The organism is Photobacterium sp. AWH4_225, from assembly GCF_056158405.1.
This window is the reverse complement of record NZ_JBSWTF010000004.1, coordinates 301,824-323,387: the sequence shown is the minus strand read 5'-3', so window position 1 is coordinate 323,387 and position 21,564 is coordinate 301,824. Positions and strand designations below refer to the sequence as shown.

Sequence of the window (21,564 nt, the reverse complement as noted above, 5' to 3'; positions counted from 1 at the left end):
TAACATTAGGCCCTCACTGTAGATCTTGATTTAACGGATCGGGTGAGCGGCCTGCTACACCGAAAATTTGAATAAAATATACCCCAAGGGGCAATCATGACTACATCATTTGAATTTACCAATCCGTTGGTCAATGGCATTCACGCTAGGCCTGCTGCTGAAATTGAGATCCGCGCAAAGCGGTATAGCTGTCAGATCACCCTTATGAATAAAACGAAAGGCACACAAGCAGACGCCAAAAGTGTGCTCTCGCTGGTTGGTGCCGATGTTGTAATGGGGGACGACTGTCTTCTGGTATTCGAAGGAGCAGATGAGCTGGCTGCCTGTGAGGCCATTAAATCCTTTGTTGACAAGGATTTCACCTCTTGCGATGAGCCGTTGGAAGTGACCGGAACTGACGTAAACCAGCCCCTTCCCGTCGCGCTGGTGAAAGCCGAGCCGGATTTGGTTCGAGGCACCATTGTTTCCCGAGGTATTGGCCGAGGGCGACCGGTTGTTTGCAACAAGATCGACCTCTATCAATTGGCTAAAGATGTGCAATTGCAGTCTGGTAGCAACGTCGACAGCGTGCTGACAAAAGCGTTGTTCATGCTTTGCCAGCAGCTTGAACAGGAAATCGTAGAAGCTGAATCAAAGAGCAGTCATGAAGAGATCACTATCCTCAAAGCCCATTTGCAGATTGCAGGTGACAGTTTGTTCAGTGAATCGTTGGCGAAGTTCAGCACTCAGGGAAATCCTATCCATGCTATTGCAAAGGCAAGCGATGAGTTAAAAGCACCATTGCTGAAAAGTCAGAGTAATTACATGCGTGAACGGGGGTTGGATATCGATGACTTGTGTGCAAGGTTAGCCGGTATTGTTTTGGGTAAACCCCTTCAGCAGCCTATTGTTCTTTCTGAAAACAGTGTTGTAATCGCCGATAACCTGACGCCAAGTGAGTTTTTGGCATTGGATAAGCAACTACTCAAGGGGGTTGTGCTAGCAGAAGCAGGACAGACATCGCATACCGTGATTCTGGCACGCTCTTTTGGTGTACCGGTATTAACCGCTGTTGAGGGCGTCAATGCCTTTGCACATGGTACTGATACTTTGGTGGTTGATGCTAGCTATGGTTGTTTGATCCGCGAGCCAAATGAAAAAGTGGATCAGTTCTACCTTTTAGAGCAACGCAAACAGGCGGCTAAAACGTCCATATTGACACCATTTGCGACCAGCCAGGGCCAAAGCAAAGACGGAAAGCGTATGGCGTTGTTTGCCAATATCGCAATGGGTATGGAAGCCGGTAGTGCCTTTGGACGGGGCGCTGAAGGGATAGGGCTATTCCGAACCGAAATGCTATTTATGGACCAAGAAAAAACACCTGATGAGGATGAACAGTCCGAGGTTTATCGTGAAGTTATCGAGGCTGCTGCAGGAAAATCAGTCATTATCCGTACTTTGGATATTGGCGGAGACAAGCCTTTGCCTTATCTGGAGTTACCTGAAGAAGAAAATCCATTCTTGGGCTATCGCGCTGTTCGGATGTACCCGCAGTACCAAGCTATGGTAGAGACTCAGCTAAGAGCTTTGCTAAAGGCATCTCGTTATGGTCAAGTCGATATCATGATCCCGATGATTTCTTGCATGGAAGAGGTGGAGTGGATCAGTCAGTTATGCCAGCAATGCCAAGCACAATTGCAGGCCGAAGGGACAGAAGTTGGCCAGTGGCGGCTAGGAATTATGGTCGAAGTGCCTTCAGCACGTTACTTGATTGAAAAAGTGGCAGGGTTGATCGATTTCATCTCAATAGGCAGTAATGACCTCACCCAGTACTTCATGGCGTGTGATCGAGGTAACCGCCAAGTTTCATCTCTTTATGACAGCTTCCATCCTGGATTTATTGCCTTCCTGCGTGACATAGCCAGAGCGGCAAAAAGTGCAGGGCTTGAGTTGGGTATCTGTGGTGAGATGGCCAGTGACAAAAGGGCATTGCCACTACTGTTAGCCATGGGGTTTGATGAAATCAGCATGTCGGCGCCGAGTATTATCCCGTTACGAGCAGAACTGGCTAAAGTTGATTTTGATGCATGCGGTAAGTTGCTTGACGAAGTCTGCGCCCAAGGAACGGCAGATCAGGTGAAGGCGTGTATCGAACACTTCTGGCAACAGCAGGAAAAACCAGAAATTCTATCCGAAAGTCTTGTTATTCGGTGTGATGCCAATGATAAAGCCGGTGTGATCAAGCAGTTGACGGATAACCTCGAAGTACAGGGCAGGACGGAAAAAGCCGATGCGGTAGAGCAGGCTATCTGGGAAAGGGAGGCTATCTTTGCAACGTCCTTGGGCTTTGGTGTCGCGGTTCCACACTGTAAGTCTGACGCTGTTAGCCATAACAGTATTTCGATAGCACAACTCGAGAAGCCAATCATTTGGAATGAAGCGGAGGGGGAAGCTGTCTCTGCTGTGATCATGCTGACGATTTCCAGTCGTGATGAAGAGGGGACTCATATGAGTATTTTCTCCAAACTGGCCCGGAAACTGATGCACCGAGATTTTCGCGAGGCATTAATGAACCCAGCCGCTAGCAGTGGGGAAACAATTGCTCTGCTCAAAGGGATCCTCTACGAGCAGGTGGCATAGGCAACATGACTTCGGGTAAATACCTGAGGGTCTGTATTGGATTGAAAATAATGAAAGTAATATCGTTGAATGTATTGGTCGTGATGACAATATTGGCCATTGGGCTGCCTGTGATGATAGATCATCCCACCATGTTAGGTAGCCTGGCGGCAGCATGTACAACCCTGTCATTTCTTCCTCAGGTCCTTCATACCATCAGGACCAAAGATACAGCAGGGATTTCACTAGCTATGTATGTTTTGTTTGTTTTTGGGATCTTATGTTGGCTTATTTATGGATTAATCTCCCATGATCTGCCTCTTATGCTTGGCAATGGTATTACCTTGGTTCTTTCAAGTATTGTTTTATTAATGAAGCTAAAGTCTAAATCTGATGGAAATACAGCAGTTTAATAATCTTTACTCTTAATGTTAATTTTATAAAAATAAGGTATCTATCTTGAGTACCTTCTATATAAAATTGATTGATTTCTACATACTCCTGTTAATGTGATCTTTGTCTTAGACGATATAAGATTATTACTGTTAGGATTAGTTCGTTAACTTTTATTTTATTAGGTGATATCAATGCTTCGTTTGGTATTGTTTTTCAGCATAGTGGTAGTTAAGGGAAAAGATGCTCTCTTTTCCATGCTTACTATGCTTGAAAATACTAGCCTAGCGCTAACACCTGAATTAGAGAAGTTGAATCGGTCTGATGAAAACAAAACTGATGAGCTAGATACAATAGCTAAGCAGTGGAGCGGAATGTGGGATACGGTGACTGATCGTTTATCATTCCGTAAGTCGGGTAAAAAGCCTGTTCGTGAGCTACTTGTGTTAGCAGAAATGCAATCACGCTTGAATATTCAAGTTGCTGATTTTAATCTGCTATCTCATGGTTGCGTGAACTCTTCTATTGCACAGATGTTGTCTTGTCAGCGCAATATGGGTGATCCAGCAGCCGCGTACTTGCAACTTTTCACCCTCACCACTTGCTTGTCTCTTCGTTCTACCTCTCATCAAAACTATCAAGAAAATAAACTCGCTTTACGTCTAGAAACTGTTCTAGATACAAAGCAAGAAACAAACCGAATAAAAGCACAGAAAGCACTTATGTCTTTTCTGTGCTTTTTCTATTTTATCCAAGTGAAAATCAACGAGGTTAATTATGTATTTTGTTTGTGTAGCGGCTTGTCCAACAGGTGTCGCACATACTTATATGGCGGCAGAATCACTGGCAATGGTTGGAAAAGAATTAGGACATGAAGTAAAAGTCGAAACCCAGGGTAGCTTGGGGATTGAAAACGAAATAACAGAGGAAGATATTGCACGCGCAGACGGTTGTATTATTGCCGCTGAAGTAGCGATTGCAAAAAAAGACAGGTTCTCAACCTTACCAATTTTGGAATGTGCGGTAGCAGACCCAATTAAACATGGAAATGCCGTTTTCGAAGCAATTTGCGAGGAAATAAATAATGGCTAAGTTTTCAATGAATAAAAAAGAAAAGTCAGTAGGAACTGAAGTTAAGACCGCAATTATGACCGGGGTTTCCTACATGCTTCCATTGATCATTGCCGGGGCAGTGATCATGGGGATCGCCCGTATCGGCGCGTCATTCTATGGCATCGACAATATTTGGGATGGAAGCCACGCCGAAGCAGCCAATGCATTGGTCCGACTTTTCCATGCCTTTGACGGCTTTGGTGGGCTGGCACTGAGCCTGATGTTACCGGTTGTCGCAGGTTATATCGCCTTCTCGATTGCAGACAAACCGGGTATTGCTCCGGGTATGGTTGCCGGCTTGTTAGCCAAAGAGATGGGAACAGGCTTCCTCGGTGCCTTGGCGGCTGGTTTTATTGCTGGTTATATCGTTAAGTTGCTGGTTACCAAGGTTAAGCTGCCTAAATCTGTTGCATCTGCCGGTCCCATTTTTATTATCCCCGTAGGCGGTACCTTACTTGCCTGTCTCGTCATGATGTACATCATTGGTGATCCGCTTGCAGCCATGAACCGCGGATTGGAGAACTGGCTACTAAGCATGTCTGATGGCAACAAGATTGTCCTGGCGGCAGTCGTTGGTGGTATGGTCGGCTTTGACCTCGGTGGTCCTATCAACAAGGCGGCGGTAACGACCGCGATGGCGATGCTTGCATCTGGGATCTATGATCCGAACACCGCCGCTCAGGTCGCCATTATTATTCCGCCTATCGGTATTGGCGTCGCGACACTTATCTGGAAGCAGCGTTTCCCACATTCCCTACAAGATGCAGGTAAGGCATCAACCTTAATGGGACTCATAGGTGTCTCTGAAGGTGCCATTCCATTCGCACTGGCAAATCCGAAAATTATCGTTGTTAACGTGATCGGCTCAGCTGTCGGCTCGGCTATGGCTGTCGGGTTAGGCGCTGTAAACCGTGCACCTATCTCTGGTTTTTATGGTTGGCTAGCTGTTGAAAACTGGCTGGTTTATGTGCTGGCAATTGCCGTTGGCTCGGGCATCATCGCGGCTGGCTCATTGCTGGTTTTCAAGGGTGAAGAGCTACCCAAAAAACAAGAAGAAACAAAACCGAAATTCAAAATCACACGGGCCCAATAATAAGACCCTTCACGGAGATACCTTAATGAAAAGGTTCAGAAAAAGCAGTGTTGCGCTCCTCGTTTCTATGGCTACAGCAATGGCATTCAATACGGCCTCGGCAGCGGAGCAGGTTCAAATCGCCTTCATGCCGGATATTCATTTCCATGATGTATATGGTGATTTTACCGATGGCAGTTTCGATGGCCTGAAAAACAGCCATAGTGGGCAGAATGCAACTATCCGCAGTATGCATGCCCAGCTGACTTCGACCCGCTTGTTTAATGAAAACTACTTTGCCCTTCTGGCAGCGCTTGATGATGCCGTGCGGCGTGGTGTGAAGTATATCGCTCTGCCGGGTGATTTCAGTGATGACGGCCAACCGGTTCATATCCGGGGATTGAAAAAAATACTCGACCATTATGCCCAGACTTATGGCATTGAGTTCTTTGCCGCACCCGGTAATCATGATCCGGTTCGCCCATTTGATAGGCCTAGCGGGGAGAAGGACTTCCTCGGCAAAGACGGCAAAACCCAGCGTATTTTTAGTAAAGGAGCCAATGAATGTGTCGGTTACGAAGGAAAAAGTGCTGTCATTAATGCTGGCCATGAATTACCAACGGTATGTACCGAAGAAATCCGTGAACTTGGTTACGAAGGCCTGATGGCGGAGTTGGGAGATTTTGGTTTCTTCCCGCAGGCATCGAATGTGTATTGGGAAACACCATATTCAACCTATACCCAAGTCACATATGACTTCGACAAGGCATTGGCCCAATCGAACTATCAACAGCGCCAGTATGAGATTTGCCACGAAGGGACGGGGGGAGAGTATAAACAGCCAAACTATTCAGCTTGTTTTACGGTACCTGATACTAGCTACCTCGTCGAGCCTGTGGAAGGGTTGTGGTTGCTGGCAATCGATGCCAACGTGTATATCCCAAATGCTGACGCCGATACTGCTCAGCCAGAATTGGCTTCGAACTTCGCTGGCTCGGGTAATGCCGGCTACAACAAGATGCTGACTCACAAACAGCATGTGATTGAATGGATGAAAACCGTTGTTGAAAGGGCCAATGCCGAAGGTAAGACGCTGGTGGCTTTCAGTCATTTCCCTATGACGGAATTTTATAATGGCGCCGCGGAGACCATAGAGGATATCTTTGGTCCGGGTAACTTCCAGTTGGCACGTTCACCGAAAGAGGATGTTAGCCACGCTTTGGCTAAAACGGGGATCAAGCTCCATATTGGTGGCCACATGCATTTCAATGACACCGGTGTGAAACGCTATGATGATGGGTCTTTCATATTTAACGTCCAGGCTCCGTCGATGGCAGCCTATGTTCCAGCCTACAAACTGTTGAGCTTTAAAACGGATAGCCAAGTAGAAGTCGAGACGGTGATACTCGACAAAGTACCGCGTTTCGATGAGTTGTTTGAGCATTATGAGAAGGAGTGGAAACACCTCAAGGCTGAAGGGGCTGAGGAAATTTGGAACAAGGATGTCCTGACATCGAAGGATTACTATGAGTTTACCAATTGGCATATTACCGAACTGACAAGAATGCGTTTCTTGCCGGAAGAATGGCCGTGCGATTTGAAACAGATGGTATTTGCACTCGATGGTCGTCAGATGCTGACTCTTAGCCAGTTGGACAGCCCGTTAACTCAAGAGCAAGTCATGAAACTGGCAAAGGGTCGCCATGCCATTGAAATTTGCCAGGAAACTCCAGTGAACTTCGACCCATCAGGCATTAACGATCCCGCGTTTTCTAAAGCATGGCAACAGGCAGAGGCCAGTGCCAAGCAGATAGCATCTGACAATGGCCTATCGCTTGATGACTTTGAAAAATGGAATGGTTTCGATCTCGCTGTCGATTTCTACCGCTTGAGAAACGCCGATGAATTGGCTTTCAAAGACGTTGACCGAAACCGGATGCCACAATATGAACTCTTGGCGAATACCTTGGCTGAGCAGACCGTGACGGATTCAACCCATTTCGGCGATGTGTTCAAACAACGTTTTGGCGGCTTATTTGGCATCTTGACCAAGTTTGCTAATGGCGAGCCAAGCTATCACTTCGAGTTGAATCTGGATAAAGGAACCATCGTGGATTTGAAGCGATTGGATCTGGAAACAGGAAAGGTTTCAAAGATTAAACAGTAAACCTCAAAGGTTAATGTTCTCTTGTTGCAGGGAAGATCATCTTTCCCTGCCACTTCTTAATTTCATTAATGGAGAAATTAATGATGAACAAAATTGCAGTGGCATTATTAATATCCCTTGGCCTACCGGCGATGGCAGCGGATTTCGATGTGATGTCGTTCAATATCCGCAATAGCAAAGACAGTGTTGCCGGCAGCGAATACGATGGAAACAATACATGGGATAACCGTAAGGCAATAGTGGTAGATATCATTGCCCAAACGGACATTGCCGGGTTACAGGAAGCTTTCAGCGATCAGATCGGTTACCTGGCACGTCAATTGCCGGAATACAGTTGGGTTGGGGTAGGGCGTGATGACGGCAATGCTGAGGGTGAAGCAGTACCGATTTTTTATCGCAATGATAAGTATGTAAAACTTGGTGGTGGGACATTCTGGTTGTCAGAAACGCCACAAGTTGTAGCCAGCGTTGGTTGGGACGCCGATCTCACCCGTATAACGACGTGGGTGCGCTTGGAAGAGATAGCGACCGGTAAGCGCGTACTGGTATTTAATGCCCATTTTGATCACATTGGCCAAACGGCAAGACAAAAAAGTGCGATATTGCTAAGCAAGAAAGCGGATGAAATAACAGGCGGTGCAGGTGATGCGGTTATTGTTCTGGGTGACCTGAATTTTGAGCGGAGTGATACTGCATCTTATAAAGCATTAACAGATTTGTATCAGGATGCCAGGGAGATCACCAAACAACCATTTACTGGCGTCAATGGCAATAAAGATCAAGTCTTTACCTATCAAGGTTATGGCAAGGAGAAACCGGAAGATATCGATTACATTTTCGTGAATGATAAATTAGCGGTCAACACGTTTGAATATCGGAATGTAATTAAAGACGGTATTTACGCTTCTGATCACTTATCTGTGATATCAAATATCTCATTTCAATAGTTTATAACCGCTATTGAATAAGATTCCTATTAAAAAGGCCAACATATGTGTTTGGCCTTTTTCTTTTTTATATATCTTCATTACTTTTACTTCCATTGAGGTGTTAACAACTATCTATCATTTTAATGGATAATTTAACATTTGGCTCGTTAGCTTAAATTTCATGTGGAAGTATGCGTATGAAGCGGCGATATTTATTCGCAACTGGAATTTAATAAGGGTTTTTATTCATTAATAGCGCTATAAGCGACATAGAAAAGCATGGCGTATATCAACTTGGATATGTTTATTGTGAACAAGCTATCAAAAATGACTAAAACATCACAGAATTTAATTATAACTAGCTGAGATTGTATTCATTATTTGCGAATTATTTGAATAAAAAATGGAGCTGTAATCAGCAAATAATCACTTTTATGGATAATTAGTCGTAAAATGACTAATTATTCTATCAATAGTCAACTGCTAGTGAAAATATATTTTGATGTAAGTCACATTTAAACTTAATTTTTTCCCATACTATCTCTTCACTTTCAAAACACTTCAAAATAAATCTACTTTAGATAGATATTTATTTCTGTACTACATCAAAGGATATAATTAGAAATGACTGATGCGATCATTAAAGTTTCTCGTAACACTGAAAATGCCCCTCTAAGCGCTGTATCTACTCAGACAGTGGCTTTCTCTCATTACAATAACTTCTCTGCACAATTACCTGTTGACCCTAAAACAGGTGAGATTGTTGTTGGCGATATCAAAGAGCAGGCTAAACAGTGTCTAACAAACATCAAGGCGATTGTAGAGAGCATCGATCACGTGATGGACGACGTTGTTAAAATCAACGTGTTCCTTAAAGATATTGCAGACATGGAAGCGGTAGACGAAGTCTACGCGACTTTCTTTGATAACCTGATCCCAACCCGTACTGTGGTTCAAGTTGCAGCGCTACCAATGAGCGATGCACGCGTTCAGATGGATGCACTAATTTCTAACGGCGAAGGTACTGCTCCTCAAGCACCTTGCCCGCTTGTTAAACTGACTCGCAACACTGAAAATGCCCCGCTAAATCCATTAGCGACTCACACTGTTGCTTTCTCTCACTACAATAATATCTCAGCTCAGCTGCCAGTAGACCCGAAAACGGGTGCTGTCGTTGAAGGTGGTGTGAAGGAGCAAACTGCTCAGTGTTTGAAGAACATGAAAGCGATCCTTGAAAGCATCGATGTACCATTTGATGACATCGTTAAAATCAACCTATACCTAAGCGATCTAGCTAATGTTGATGCAGTGAACGAAGTCTACTCAACCTTCTTCCCTGATTCATCTATCGCTCGAACAGTGGCCTACGTACCAGCACGCTCAATCATTGCAGCAGATGCGCTACCTATGGGCGCTTTAGTGCAAATCGACGCTTCTGTTTCTCACGGTGACGGTACACCACCGCAAGAAGTTGAAGATCGCCACAACATCGTTATTCGTGCTAACAACACTGATGCTGCTCCACGTAACGCGCTACACACCCAAACTGTTGCGTTCTCTCACTACAACCACATTGCTGCTCAGCTGCCAGTGGATGTTGCGACAAACGCTATCGTTGCTGGTGGTGCTAAAGAGCAGGCAGAGCAGTGCTTGAAGAACATCAAAGCGATTGTTGAAAGCGTTGACCATGTTATGGACGATATCGTTAAAATCAACATCCACTTGAAAGATGTTGCTGATATTGAAGCAATTAACGAGGTTTACACCACTTTCTTCAATGGCGAACTACCAGCTCGTACAGTGGTTGGCATTTCCCAGATTGAGATGAATGCCTTGGTGCAAATCGATGCCGTTGTTTCTAACGGTGAAGGTACACTACCGCAAGTAAAATAATATTTAAGTAATTAAACTTAGGTTATAAGATTTAGGCAGGTATTTTTAAATACCTGCCTTTTTATTACTCAACAATAGAAGAAGTAATGTTATTTCTGATTAGGGCAATAAAGTATGTACTTTGCTTACTTCGAAATTAATAGGCGTTTGAGCACTGTTCTGCAGCACAATAGATATTGTGCCAGTTGGGTTTTCTCTCCATATTGGTAAACCGTTTTCATACTTAACCCAAGAATACTTAAATTCCGACAATGGAATATTTATAGCAATGTTATTTCTCTGAGAGTAGGTATATCCAGAGGAGGAGAGTGTTTGTAAGTACCCCTCACTGTCTATCAGACCAACATAAAGCGACGACACCTGCTCTGGTGAAGTGTTGGTCAACACAATTTCTAATGCGCCGCTAGTCTCTTTTCCGAGCGTTTCTTTTCCGAGCACCTTTTTTCCTAGTATGGACGGGTTCAGTTTTTCCGGTGGCTCTCTTTGCCATATTTGCCAGGTACTGAGCGTCATACTTTCATTAACGATAGAAGTACTACTTAATGTTCCATCCCACGAAGCCTGGGATTGCGTTACGATCTGTCCGTTAAGTGAAAGACTGATTGTAACCGGACCGGAATGCGCCCACTCTGGCAGCATCTGACCGTGCCAATTGAGTTTTAGTGAGTCGCCGACCCCCTGTGACACCCATTTGTTATCTTCCTGCTTGATAATGACTTGCCAAACTGCCCAATGGGAGAATTCGGCATTGATGGTCAAGGGAGTGAGTACCGGGGCGGGAATTTTTTCCACCGTGAAGCTGAGTATTTGGGGTGGGGTGTTTGGTTCGCTTTTGTTATCAACCAGTTGCTTGTAAACGTTGAAAGAGGCCTTGGCTTGATAGTCAGCAGTGAGTAGGCCAAAACTTTGCTCGGCATCGGAAAACCAGCCTTGCTGGTTGGGTTCGTCAGTCAGGGAGAACCAATTGAGCGCAAATAACCCCAACTCTCTGAGCTTAGGCAAGTAGTCTTTGAGCTTTTGTAATTCGATGGCTTGCTGGGCTTCCCAATTTGGCTCAGAAGCGATTGAAAGGTAAGCCAGCATCCAGGGTTTGTTGAAGCGCTGTTGTAAACGCTCGCCAAGTCGAAGTGTCCGTACCCATGCTGACCAGTCCGGGGCTGAATGGACTCTTTCGGTATAGCTAGACAGCATCAACATACTGGCGACAAAATCGCTAGCTTCAATACTTTTCTGCGCGCTGGCATAGCTTGGCGTGCTGCCGGGTTGATCCCAGTCACCGAGCCCAAGACCGATTTTTACCTGTGGTGCACCTTTGCGAATAAGTGCGATGGCCTCAAGCATTAGTGGATCCCAGCCCTCCCATGTTTCGATGCCTTGCTTGTTGAATTCAGGTTCAAGGATCAAGTAAGCCTGTGGTAGATCTCGCAATAGTGGGATCAACTTGTACTTGATTCCATCAAGATAGCGCTGTCGGTTTGCTTCAACATATTCAGGGCTGATCTTATCGCCAAAGAACCAGTAGCTGATCATGGGAATATAGCCATTAGCGTGAGCACCTCGTAAAAGATCGGAACGTAGCCAGTGCCAGTCACTCTCTTGGGTGATCCACAAGGTGACGCTTCTTACTGCCAATTCTTGCTCGGTTAAAGTTTGCCAAATGGGTGAGAAGTTTTGGCCGCTACCAGCAGGGTTATCAAGTAGCAAGCGTGCCCCGACTCCCCATAGGAAAGGTTCGTCGTTCTTAACATCCTCGCTGGATTGCAAGTTGAGCATAAATGCCATGGCGTTGACCCTTTGTTGCCAGCTTCGGGCAAGCAGGCTATTTCGGTTAGCCCAACTGGAGTCGAGCTTTGCTTGAAGTTGTTCAAATTGTGCCTTTGCAACTAACGTTTGGTTGGCTCTTAAGGCAGAGAACACAGCGCCAAATGTGGCCTGTATATACCAATCTTCTTGCATTGAAACTGTAGCATCAGCAATCTTCAGGTATAGCTCTAAGGCTTTTTGAGGTTGTAGTGCGAGTTCAAGCAAGCTATGAGCCATTAAAATTTGGCCACGTATAGCTAATGGCTGTTTAGGGTGGGTGGCATATAGCCTCGAGCTTGCTTGCTGCATTTGGGCAATGGCATTTTGATCGCGAAGTTGGATGAGATACAGAAAATCGGCGAGTAGGGAATCATTCCTGTAAGCTCTTAAAAGCGCAAAGGCCGCACGGGCTTCGAGCTGATGGACACTGAAAGGATCTTCGCTCAAGTATTGCCGGTATAACGACATGGCTTGAGTCCAACTGTGTTCGAATTCGGCAATCCGGGCTGCGAGGAATAAGGCTTCTCCACTATAGGGTTCAGGGATACCGCTCAGGCGTGCTTTTGCAGCGCTGACTTGTCCCTGCTGAATCAGTTGTATGCCTTCCCCAATAGTCTGATCCGCGCTTTTGGCTCTTGCTGATTGGATGCTTCCAAGTAATAAGGTAGATATCAGCAGTGTGATGATTACGTCGAATCTGACCTGGGATTTAGACCACGGGTTCATCATCATACTCAACTTTACTTTTTGGGGGATCGCTGTAATCAATTTCTAGGGTTTCGAAGTACTCCAAGTTATGCCTAATGGTCTCAAGGTGTAAGGTTTGCTCCTGAGGTAAATCACACTTTTCTAAAACGGTGATGTTCTCCTTCATGCTCATTACCATGACTTGAATACGAGCGGAACTGTCATTGATGTCCTCGGCGATATCGGTAAGTTCATCGCCTTTTCGAATTTGAATTTCTGAAGATAATTTCCCCATAGAGATGTCGACTAGGGCATTGCGAATACGTTCGACAGGGCCGTAAAGGCGATAACTGAGCCAACATCCAGCCCATGTGGCTAATGCAAGCTGCAATGAAAGTAGTAATATCAGCCAATTGTTCATGGCTTCATACATAGAAGGTAGAGACTGGGCGACGGCGTTTAACTCTTCAGGCAATAACTGGAAGGATAATTCTTGCGCTAATACTTCTAGAGTTTGGGAGTAGAAGAAATAGAACTGAGCAGCATTGATAACCGCACTGAACAGGGCAATAAATAATATACGCCATATCATGCGCTTGAGTAGCCATACTTTTATTCCTTTAAATATGGCTATAAAACGAGATTTCAAAAGCATAGCAGTACCGATAATAAACTTGTTGTATATAAAGTTTATACCGTGTGAGTTAAGCGTTTCGGAAATCGTTCTTTGTTAGTGGGATCTGAGAGGTCGATCATCTTATCAGTGTTACCGAAATTAAATGTTATCCCAGTAGCAAGGCTTGCCGTATTTTTGGGTAAAAAAGTCAATTACCACTCTGACCTTGGGGGCGAGATTATCGGTTTCTAAATATAGGGCACTGATAGTTTGTGGCTCCGAGGTTGTCGATAATCGGTAATCGGTCATTACAGGTAGCAACTGCTCGGCTTTGATTTCTTCGCCAATCAACCAAGTAGGGAACAGCACAAGACCGGCACCATTGACGGCTGCGCTGACAAGGGTTTCGGCGTTATTGCTATAAAGCGTGCCGCTCACGTCATAAGGTGTGAGCGATTCAATGCCGATAAACCAGCGTTGTAACCCTTTTGTTCCCTTAAACACCAAACAGTTATGCTTGGCTAGATCTTCCGGTGTTTGCGGTGTTCCATGGACTTTTAAATAATTTGGGCTGGCAGCCATCACATATTGTTGATTGCCAAAGCGTTTCATTCTCATGGATGAGTCCTGAAGCACACCTACGCGTATTAATAGATCTATCCCTTCGAGGGCAGGGTCGATAAAAGCGTCTGTTTGATGCAGTTCGACTTTGAGCAAAGGGTAGCGCTCAAGCAGTTCGGCAAGATAAGGCGCGATATGCAGTCGACCAAATGCCACAGGTGCACTGATTTTGACGGTACCGCGTGGGGTATCAGCCCTTTGTTCGATGCGCTCTGTCACCATTTCAAACTGATGGATTATTTCATTGCAGTGCTTGGCAAAGGCTGCACCTTCATCGGTGAGGGAAATCGCCCTTGTATGGCGGTGTAGTAGTTTGGTGCCAACCTTTTCTTCTAGTTGTGCCATTTTCCTTGATACCGAAGAGGGCGTTAAATCCTGCCGTCTTGCGACTTCAGAGAAGTTGCCATACTGGCACGTCATCAAGAACAGTTTTATTTCCAGCAGCGATACATCATATTTCATGAGCAGCATCCATCAATCACATAGCTAGAGTTAAGGTTTTGTATATTAAAAAGGCAAGCCACTTGAGTAGCTTGCCTTAATTTTTTGTTTATCGAGCAGCAATATTTTGAGTTGAAATAAAGCTCGCGTCTTTGGTGAAAGCTTGGAATTGCTCTATGACCTTGGTCATTACTTCAGACTGGATCTCATCCAGAAAAGCGGCTTCCGATTTCAGGTTAATGACCTCGAAGTACTGATACGGTGATGGAGTATCTTGGCCGAGGATTGATAGCCCTTTATAGACATCAAATGATGCCACACTGTTAAGGGAATTGACCGTGGGTAGGTCAATGTTTTGTGCCCAATGCAGATAATCAGACTCGCTAACGCCATCTTTTAAATTGAAAAAAACTATAAGGGTCGTTGCTTGTTTAGTCATTGTTATTCTCCGGCGATCGGTTCGCCATAAAAATACATACAAGGGCTGCGGCGATGCATAGCATGGCAGCTAATCGCCAGTAATTGAGGGCAATAGGCTCATTGCCGAGTAAACCTGCCGTATCGATAAACAGGCTCATCGTCATTTGGCCAAAAATGGTAGCTACAGTGGCGACAGCAACGCCAATTTTAGGTACTGCAGCGACCATGACGACCATATATACAATGCCAAATAGCGCGCCGGTTAACTGCCATTTAGGAACGGTGAGCAAAGTGGCATCAAAGCTAGGCTCGAAAAAGAAAATCAGCAAGGCCGTCACCACCGTACCAACGGTAAATGTCAGCAATGAGCTTCTGATTACTCCGACCTTTACCCCAAGTTGCCCGTTGATTGCTGCCTGTGCGCTCAGCGCTATGCCGGATAAAATGGCTAGCAAGACAAAAATAATCATGCGGCCCCCATGTAACTGAAAAACATCGCCAAGATGACAAACAAGATACTTAACACACGTAATTTATTGACTGGTTTTTTGGCAGTGCCAAACCAGCCGAAATAGTCGATGGCAAAGCTCTTGCCAATTTGCCCGGTTAGTACGCCGATCATTGTCATCGCGACCCCCAATGCCGGCGTAGCAAGTGTTAGTACCACAACATATATCGGTCCGAGCAAACCACCTGACAATTGCCACTTGGGAAGAGTGTGCAGGCTTACGGTTTCTTTACTTGGTATGAAGAGGCTGATCAGCCACAGCAGTGATGCCCCAACACCAAAAATACTCAAGGTTGCCCACAAGTGGCCGACCTCACTCCCCAAAGGGCCGAGTAGGCCTGCCTCAAAGGACAGACCCATACCCGCAATCACAACGAGCAATACGTAAATAAGGTTCATCGTGGGTCAAACAACGCAACAGTTGAGGTTTTTTCATAGGCTTTACCGTTAGGGTAAGAAACCAGCTCAAGTTGCATGCCCCAAGGTGCCATAAAGTAAACCCAGCTTTCACCTGCTGTCGGGCCATCTGTCATGACGTTTGGTGTACCCAAAACCTCAATACCTTGTTCTTTCAGGTAGCTCACAGCCGAATCCATATCGTCGACATAGAACGCTAGGTGGTGGCCGCCGATGTCAGCATTGTTCGGCGCTGTTTTGCATCGGTGGATATTGTCGGCATATTCGAAAATTTCCAGGTTGATTCCGCCGGCATTCATGACCGCAATTTTGCTGATTTCAGCACGCGGATTAACATTTAAATGCTCGGCCATCCAGTTGTCGTCAGCAGCAAACGGCCCAAATTCATAGGCAAGCTCAAAGCCGAAGTGGTTGCTGAAAAATGACACCGCTTGATCAATATTTGGTACAGTAAAGCCGATATGATCGGGTTTTTTAAGTCCAGGAATAGCCATTAGATATCACCTCGCTCGTGACGGATTTTATTAAGTGCGCCCATGGTTGTTGCCCCTTTATTGAAGCCGGTATAAGCCGAGGCAAAGACAATTAACTCTTCAATCTCCTGATAGGTCGCACCTTGCTTGAGGGCCATATCAACATGCGCGCCAAAGGGGTTGCCTTCACCGGTGACATTCAATGCCATCTGATCAATGGCAATGGTGATCAACGCTTTGGTCTTCTGGTCGAGTAGTGGCTGGCCCCAAACTTCACCGGCGACCCTGACAGTCAGATCGCCCCATACTGGGTTGATAGCTTTGAGACCATCAATCAATGCTTGATCGTCCAGTACCGCGTTTTGATATTTGTTTGTCATGGATGACACCCTCATCAGTAAGTCGATTAGCTGCCTGTGCAGCAGATGAGGGGCATTATAGGGATCGGGGAGATATGAAAAACTAACAGGTTGGAACATCACTTGTGCAGGATCTGCACAAGTGATGATGAAGGGAAATAGCTAGGATTGGCCCTGCTTGATGAATTGGCCAGGCGTGATGCCGAAGTGGTTTTTGAATGCACGGGTGAAATGGGATTGATCGTTGAAGCCAAGATCATGGGCTGTGACAGCGATATTGACAGACTCACCGGATAGTAAGGCCTTGGCCTGTTCCAGCCGCTTGGTCATCAAGTATTGGTAGGGTGTGACCCCCACTAATTTTTTGAATTCCCGCAGAAAGTAAAATTTACTGCATTTCAATAAGTCAGCAAGATCATCAACCGAAATATGACTGCCTATATTGTCGTCAATGTATTGGTCTATCCGGCTAACCTGCTGGTGGTCAAACTTCGATGAGGATAATTGCTTGTTTTTTTGGTCATAAAAATTCGAGTAATTCTGGACATAATGCGTCGACAATAGCGAAATTAAGTTTTTTAGGTATATATCCCCATTCCTGCCTTTGGCTTTCGCCTCCAGCATAAATAACTCCATGATGCCTTTAATCGTTTCATCCATTACGTTGTAGTTATTGAGAAACTGCAGCTCTATTCCTTCTAGGTTGAGAGGGCAGTGACTGAGAAACTCTTGTTCTTCTATTGCCAGAATCACGAAATAGCAGGGTTCGGAAATATCATGGGTAAATGGTGTTTTCGGCGGATTGATCCAGATATTACCCGGGCTGGTTTTTAATTCTGAAAAACTGCCGTCTTGCTCGACACTCCAGTTCAAATCCTTTTCCAGCGCCAGAGCGAAATAGAAGTACGGGGTGTAGACATTTTGTGGGTAGAAATGGGGAGAGGTACCTTTTTCCAGCACAATCCCCGGCCAGTTTAGCCCTTGGTTCGAGAATTCAATCTCTAAAACATTGCCGCAATCCGATAATTTATCTGACTTGAAGTCGAAAAATTTCAGGCTGGATTTCATCACTGGTCCTCTATGCCACACCTTTCCTTTCAATAACCTAGCTGACAGCTAGCCATTTCGTCAACAGCCGGTTAGTAGCTGCAATTTTGTACCAAAATCCAAGCAGCAATGTTCAATCGGCAACGTGGTCGTATTGCTAAGCTGAACTCAAGTTAGGCGTCAGGACCGCTCAGTAACCAATAACTACTCAGCTTCGTTTTCAGAGGATAGCATTATGGAACATATCAAATTGAATACCGGCGTAGGCCAATTAGCTGCAAACCTGTATTTGCCAGAAGGTGTTGAAAACCCGCCTGTGGTGATAGTTACTGGCGCATGGACAACAGTAGTTGTCCAGTCAAATAACCCTCTGCCCCTGCGGAGCAGGAAAAGCCTGTGACGTGCAGCTGCGTAATCCAAGTAAAACGTTGTAAAGACTTCAAAAATTTCCCCCGAAAAATTTTAGACTTCGACTTATTGACTTTTACATTATTTACCGGAGAGCTACCAAGATGTTACTCCGTGGGTAGTGAAAACCATTTATTTTTTCCCCTCCGGTGTGGACAGGCGTCATCTGAACAGGTGGAAAAAGTCAAATGGGGTTACGGGGGTGGCCGGTTTTGGCCACAGAAACAAGGAAAAGTTTAAAGAGTGGGGGGTATTACAGTAGGCAGAGGTTTGAGTAAGAGACAAGCATGTTGGTGGCTCAAGTTATTGATAGGTTGGTGAGCTATGGCTCATAATAGGATTGACAATGTTTTGAGCTGGGGGTAGAATGGTGGCTCAAAAGTATAGAAATAGGAGCTACCCTGATGTTGATTGGTTACATGAGAGTAAGTACGAAAGAACAAGACTTGGAGATACAGGAGCAAGCACTGGTTGAAGCTGGATGCGAGCACATCTATGGCGGCAAGTATTCAGGTAAGAGTCAGACCAATGGCGAGGCACTGAAGGAGCTGACTGACTTTGCTCGGAAAGGTGACACTGTAGTAGTGAAGAAATTCGATAGACTTGGGAGGAGCATAACCCAAGTGCTTAATGCTGTTGAGGCGCTGTCAAAGAAAGGAGTCAGTATCAAGTCACTGGATGATGGTATTGACACGAGTAATGACAGTCCGATGAGCAAGGCGATGGTACAACTGTTGGCTATGTTTGCTGAGTTGGAACACTCAATGATAGTGAGCAGGACTACCGAGGGTAGGGAACAGGCCAAGGCCAAGGGTGTGAAGTTTGGACGGAAACAAAAGCTGGATAAGGATGAGGTCAAGCAGTGGAGACAAGCAAATGAGGCGAGTATCAAGCAGACGGCTGAACACTTCGACCTATCGGTGGCTACTGTCAAGCGCTATTGCGCGGGATAGCCTGCTTTCAGCAGTCAAGCGCTATTGCCAGAAATAGGACTCAAACAACGGAGTTGAATGTTCTCGCGTCTGCTTGAAAAGCAGGATGTCTGCCGTAGGCAGTAGCGACAAACATCAAAAATAAGCTACCTGTGGGCGCTGCTACGGGCTTTAAATAGAAAAGATGAGCAAGGGTATGGCTCAAGGAAAGAGCCGCTTAAACAGCGGGAGATTGCTGCTTGGAAAGCAGGGTATTGCCGGAGGCAAGGCAGTCCTTTGCCGAGGTTTTCAAGGTAACAGAATGGTGAGGTTAAGATTATTGATTTATGCTACCTGTTTCCTATTGATAAGGGGCTACTCGACACCATGTGCCGAGGCCAGTCACAAGATTTGCGTATTTTGTTCAGAACGCAGGTGCGTATTTCCCAAGATTTGTACAAGACGCAGTTGCGTATTTTGTTCAGAACGCACTTGCGTATTTGTGGTTATAGCTTTCCTGCTGCTATAACTTTTTTCTTGGTCAAGTCGAAGATGAGGCTTGGCTCTGCTTCACTGCTTACTGCCAAATCCACAAGGTCAGGAAGATACTGTGATGATTTTACCGACACTGAAAAGAGTGGTAGGTCATAGCGGTCACGCTGGCATACTTCCATAAAATACTTGTACTTGCTTTGCCAAGTCTTTGTCCAAACTCCGTCCTTGGTCATCAGGACACCACACTGGTAGTCGTGCTGGAGGGCGTGCCAGAATGCTGACAGGTTTCTCTCGATGCTGTGGTTGTCGTTCTCTGCTGCTTTCAGGCGCTTGATGTTGACGTTTTCTCGGCAATAACGATACTTGGCCTTGAGTCTATCAAGCTCCTGCTTGTGAGCTGCTATGGTTCGCATATAGCCGTCCTTGGCTTCAACGATAACCCTATGTCCTTTCGCTGTCAGAAAAGAGAAGTCGAGCTTACGCTTTTTGAGCTTGGGGTCGAAACCAAACATCTTGCTGACTCGACCGACCTTACCTACCTCAAGTAACTGGCTATAACATTCCTTCTCGTGCTTACTGTCAAACCTCATAGCACCACCTCACCATTTTGGTCAACTGGAACGATGATTTCCTTGATGGTCTCGACTGGTTCTGCTTTGACCTCTGGGTCTTTCGAGAGGTAGTCAAAGAGTTCCTGCTTCAAGCTCGGGTCTTTGCTGAGGTGCTGGATAATCATTGCTGAGTGGTAAGTGCCACGGTAGCTTTCGGCTACGTCTTTACCAGTCTGGATGATGTTCTTTCGCACTGTCTCACGGGCTGACTTCTGGACATCAGAACGATTACGGTAGCGGGTCATTTCTTTCTTGATTGCTTGGCTACGGATGTAGTCGATTTTCTTCAAGTAGTCAGGCAAAGCTGACAGGGTAGCATCATTACACTCGGACAGAATGTCACCGATTTGGTCAAGCTTTTCTTGTTGTTTTAACACCATGCCAACAGGGGGCAGAGTGACTTGACCTTCATGTGCTTTCATAGCTGGCAGAAGTTCAATGTAGCTCGGTGGGAACTGGAAACCTTCGAGCTTACTGGCCTTGGTAATACGGGTAAACATACGATTGATAGTGCCCTTACTGATAACGGGACTTTCAAACATAGCGGTGAGTTCTTTGCCTTGGATAGTTCCACCTGACTGGAGGAGACCAGAGTAAAACGAGTACACCATTTCTTGACGCTGTGCTTTCGTAGTTTGAGCTTCAGCTAGTTTGTTGTAGTTGGCGAGGGCGTTCTCTGCCAAGTAGGTGTGCCAGTCCATTGGTTCAGGTTCAAAACCAAGGAGGTCACGCTCTGCTACTTCTGACGCGGCAAGACGATGATTACCGTCAATCAGGTAGTGCTGTGGTTGCTCGTCATCAGGTGATTGAGTCAAGGCTACTCGGACAGGTTGTTGCTGTCCTTCGGAGACGATGAGGTCAACGAGTTTGAAGTCAAGGAACGGGGAAACGGAACCATAACCGTCGCGGATGATGCCACGTGGTTGGCGAGTAATGATGTTATTGGGATTGTACTGGGTTGTCGCTGACATAGTTGTTACCTCTTTGGGCTTTCAAGTAGTGGCGCATGGCTTTGGATACCAAGCGAGTGATAGTGGTTTGACGTTCTTTGGCGAGTTGCTCAAAGTCGTCCAATAGTTCAGGGTCAAGCCTGAATCGAATGTTTACTGGGTCTTTCTTTTCCAAAATGTCCTCCTTGGTCGACTACGATAGTCGGGGTTGATAGTCGGGTTGTCCTTTGGTTGGGGTCAATCGGGAACAAGTCCCGAGACCAGTCACGTAAAGTGCGTATTTTGTACAAGACGCAACTGCGTATTTTTCACTGTGCTCTCGATTAGCAATAGGGATTTGCCTACGATGAACCCCAGTGGGAGACGCTGGGTTAAGCTGCTTTCTGGCTGCGACCACGCTGCGGGAATGGTGTTGTTTTCTTGATTTGCTTTTTCAGTACCTTAAGTTCATCACGGATGATTTCAAGTCGCTGTTGCTTAGTACTGATTACCTTCTCAAGCTGGGAGAAGTTAAGGGTTTCTAGGTTGTGGGGTAACATTGAATATGTCCTCATATCTGGTTAACAAGACAGGTCTCTTATTATTAGTAATTTTTCCAGTTTGGAATTTTTCTTTACTCTCTTACTATTAGT

Annotated in this window: 23 protein-coding genes; 10 read left to right on the top strand and 13 right to left on the bottom strand. The window is 45.6% G+C overall.

From position 1 onward, the window contains the following. The first annotated feature begins 96 nt into the window (after nucleotides 1-96). The 8 genes from ptsP (at nucleotide 97) to ACXAD4_RS18865 (ending at nucleotide 10,165) form a co-directional block, all read left to right on the top strand. Entirely contained in the window at nucleotides 97-2,619 is a 2,523-nt protein-coding gene (ptsP, locus tag ACXAD4_RS18900) for a phosphoenolpyruvate--protein phosphotransferase (RefSeq protein WP_475243381.1), read from the top strand. A 50-nt stretch (nucleotides 2,620-2,669) separates the two neighbouring features. Next, a complete protein-coding gene (locus ACXAD4_RS18895; RefSeq protein ID WP_475243380.1) occupies nucleotides 2,670-3,011 on the top strand; it encodes a SemiSWEET transporter in 342 nt (113 codons plus the stop codon). A gap of 174 nt (nucleotides 3,012-3,185) precedes the next feature. Beyond that, entirely contained in the window at nucleotides 3,186-3,866 is a 681-nt protein-coding gene (locus ACXAD4_RS18890) for a hypothetical protein (protein ID WP_475245705.1), read from the top strand. After that, on the top strand, nucleotides 3,769-4,083 hold the full coding sequence (locus ACXAD4_RS18885) for a PTS fructose transporter subunit IIB (protein ID WP_317522919.1): 315 nt from the start codon (nucleotides 3,769-3,771) through the stop codon (nucleotides 4,081-4,083). The genes ACXAD4_RS18890 and ACXAD4_RS18885 overlap by 98 nt, the downstream gene beginning before the upstream one ends. Continuing rightward, on the top strand, nucleotides 4,076-5,197 hold the full coding sequence (locus ACXAD4_RS18880; protein WP_475243378.1) for a PTS fructose transporter subunit IIC: 1,122 nt from the start codon (nucleotides 4,076-4,078) through the stop codon (nucleotides 5,195-5,197). The genes ACXAD4_RS18885 and ACXAD4_RS18880 overlap by 8 nt, the downstream gene beginning before the upstream one ends. Nucleotides 5,198-5,222: 25 nt before the next feature. Next, complete coding sequence (locus tag ACXAD4_RS18875) at nucleotides 5,223-7,343, top strand: metallophosphoesterase (protein WP_475243377.1); 2,121 nt, start codon at nucleotides 5,223-5,225, stop codon at nucleotides 7,341-7,343. 80 nt (nucleotides 7,344-7,423) lie between these two features. Beyond that, nucleotides 7,424-8,290, top strand: a complete 867-nt coding sequence (locus ACXAD4_RS18870; protein ID WP_475243375.1) for an endonuclease/exonuclease/phosphatase family protein — start codon at nucleotides 7,424-7,426, stop codon at nucleotides 8,288-8,290. Between the two features lie 606 nt (nucleotides 8,291-8,896). Continuing rightward, on the top strand, nucleotides 8,897-10,165 hold the full coding sequence (locus tag ACXAD4_RS18865; protein WP_475243374.1) for a Rid family hydrolase: 1,269 nt from the start codon (nucleotides 8,897-8,899) through the stop codon (nucleotides 10,163-10,165). 99 nt (nucleotides 10,166-10,264) lie between these two features. Here ACXAD4_RS18865 and ACXAD4_RS18860 read toward each other — a convergent pair whose 3' ends face one another. The 9 genes from ACXAD4_RS18860 to ACXAD4_RS18820 form a co-directional block, all read right to left on the bottom strand. Beyond that, a complete protein-coding gene (locus ACXAD4_RS18860) occupies nucleotides 10,265-12,700 on the bottom strand; it encodes a tetratricopeptide repeat protein (protein WP_475243372.1) in 2,436 nt (811 codons plus the stop codon). After that, complete coding sequence (locus ACXAD4_RS18855; RefSeq protein WP_475243371.1) at nucleotides 12,678-13,247, bottom strand: HAMP domain-containing protein; 570 nt, start codon at nucleotides 13,245-13,247, stop codon at nucleotides 12,678-12,680. Before ACXAD4_RS18855 ends, ACXAD4_RS18860 begins: the two co-directional genes overlap by 23 nt. Nucleotides 13,248-13,430: 183 nt before the next feature. Continuing rightward, nucleotides 13,431-14,354, bottom strand: coding sequence for a LysR family transcriptional regulator (locus tag ACXAD4_RS18850; RefSeq protein WP_475243370.1), 924 nt, complete (start codon nucleotides 14,352-14,354; stop codon nucleotides 13,431-13,433). Between the two features lie 88 nt (nucleotides 14,355-14,442). Next, nucleotides 14,443-14,772, bottom strand: a complete 330-nt coding sequence (locus ACXAD4_RS18845) for a hypothetical protein (RefSeq protein ID WP_475243369.1) — start codon at nucleotides 14,770-14,772, stop codon at nucleotides 14,443-14,445. After that, the gene (locus ACXAD4_RS18840; protein WP_475243367.1) at nucleotides 14,765-15,223 is read right to left on the bottom strand and encodes a DMT family transporter; all 459 of its coding nucleotides are present in this window, start codon (nucleotides 15,221-15,223) and stop codon (nucleotides 14,765-14,767) included. The genes ACXAD4_RS18845 and ACXAD4_RS18840 overlap by 8 nt, the downstream gene beginning before the upstream one ends. Further along, nucleotides 15,220-15,660, bottom strand: coding sequence for a DMT family transporter (locus ACXAD4_RS18835; protein ID WP_475243365.1), 441 nt, complete (start codon nucleotides 15,658-15,660; stop codon nucleotides 15,220-15,222). Before ACXAD4_RS18835 ends, ACXAD4_RS18840 begins: the two co-directional genes overlap by 4 nt. Next, nucleotides 15,657-16,172 carry a VOC family protein gene (locus tag ACXAD4_RS18830; RefSeq protein ID WP_475243364.1) on the bottom strand — a complete coding sequence of 172 codons (516 nt, stop codon included), beginning with the start codon at nucleotides 16,170-16,172 and terminating at the stop codon, nucleotides 15,657-15,659. Before ACXAD4_RS18830 ends, ACXAD4_RS18835 begins: the two co-directional genes overlap by 4 nt. After that, complete coding sequence (locus tag ACXAD4_RS18825) at nucleotides 16,172-16,531, bottom strand: carboxymuconolactone decarboxylase family protein (RefSeq protein WP_107296888.1); 360 nt, start codon at nucleotides 16,529-16,531, stop codon at nucleotides 16,172-16,174. The genes ACXAD4_RS18830 and ACXAD4_RS18825 overlap by 1 nt, the downstream gene beginning before the upstream one ends. A 141-nt stretch (nucleotides 16,532-16,672) precedes the next feature. Further along, complete coding sequence (locus tag ACXAD4_RS18820; RefSeq protein ID WP_475243362.1) at nucleotides 16,673-17,578, bottom strand: helix-turn-helix domain-containing protein; 906 nt, start codon at nucleotides 17,576-17,578, stop codon at nucleotides 16,673-16,675. A 214-nt stretch (nucleotides 17,579-17,792) separates the two neighbouring features. On the opposite strand from ACXAD4_RS18820, the gene ACXAD4_RS18815 reads away from it, so the two are divergent. Both ACXAD4_RS18815 and ACXAD4_RS18810 read left to right on the top strand, forming a co-directional pair. Beyond that, on the top strand, nucleotides 17,793-17,957 hold the full coding sequence (locus ACXAD4_RS18815) for a hypothetical protein (RefSeq protein ID WP_475243361.1): 165 nt from the start codon (nucleotides 17,793-17,795) through the stop codon (nucleotides 17,955-17,957). A gap of 412 nt (nucleotides 17,958-18,369) precedes the next feature. Then, complete coding sequence (locus ACXAD4_RS18810; RefSeq protein WP_475243359.1) at nucleotides 18,370-18,918, top strand: recombinase family protein; 549 nt, start codon at nucleotides 18,370-18,372, stop codon at nucleotides 18,916-18,918. Nucleotides 18,919-19,382: 464 nt separating this feature from the next. Here ACXAD4_RS18810 and ACXAD4_RS18805 read toward each other — a convergent pair whose 3' ends face one another. From ACXAD4_RS18805 to ACXAD4_RS18790, 4 genes are all read right to left on the bottom strand, one after another. Next, on the bottom strand, nucleotides 19,383-19,961 hold the full coding sequence (locus tag ACXAD4_RS18805; RefSeq protein ID WP_475243358.1) for a hypothetical protein: 579 nt from the start codon (nucleotides 19,959-19,961) through the stop codon (nucleotides 19,383-19,385). Then, the gene (locus tag ACXAD4_RS18800; protein ID WP_475243357.1) at nucleotides 19,958-20,953 is read right to left on the bottom strand and encodes a hypothetical protein; all 996 of its coding nucleotides are present in this window, start codon (nucleotides 20,951-20,953) and stop codon (nucleotides 19,958-19,960) included. The genes ACXAD4_RS18805 and ACXAD4_RS18800 overlap by 4 nt, the downstream gene beginning before the upstream one ends. Continuing rightward, a complete protein-coding gene (locus tag ACXAD4_RS18795) occupies nucleotides 20,922-21,107 on the bottom strand; it encodes a hypothetical protein (RefSeq protein ID WP_475243356.1) in 186 nt (61 codons plus the stop codon). The genes ACXAD4_RS18800 and ACXAD4_RS18795 overlap by 32 nt, the downstream gene beginning before the upstream one ends. 196 nt (nucleotides 21,108-21,303) lie before the next feature. After that, nucleotides 21,304-21,471 carry a hypothetical protein gene (locus ACXAD4_RS18790; RefSeq protein ID WP_475243355.1) on the bottom strand — a complete coding sequence of 56 codons (168 nt, stop codon included), beginning with the start codon at nucleotides 21,469-21,471 and terminating at the stop codon, nucleotides 21,304-21,306. Between the last annotated feature and the right edge of the window lie 93 nt (nucleotides 21,472-21,564).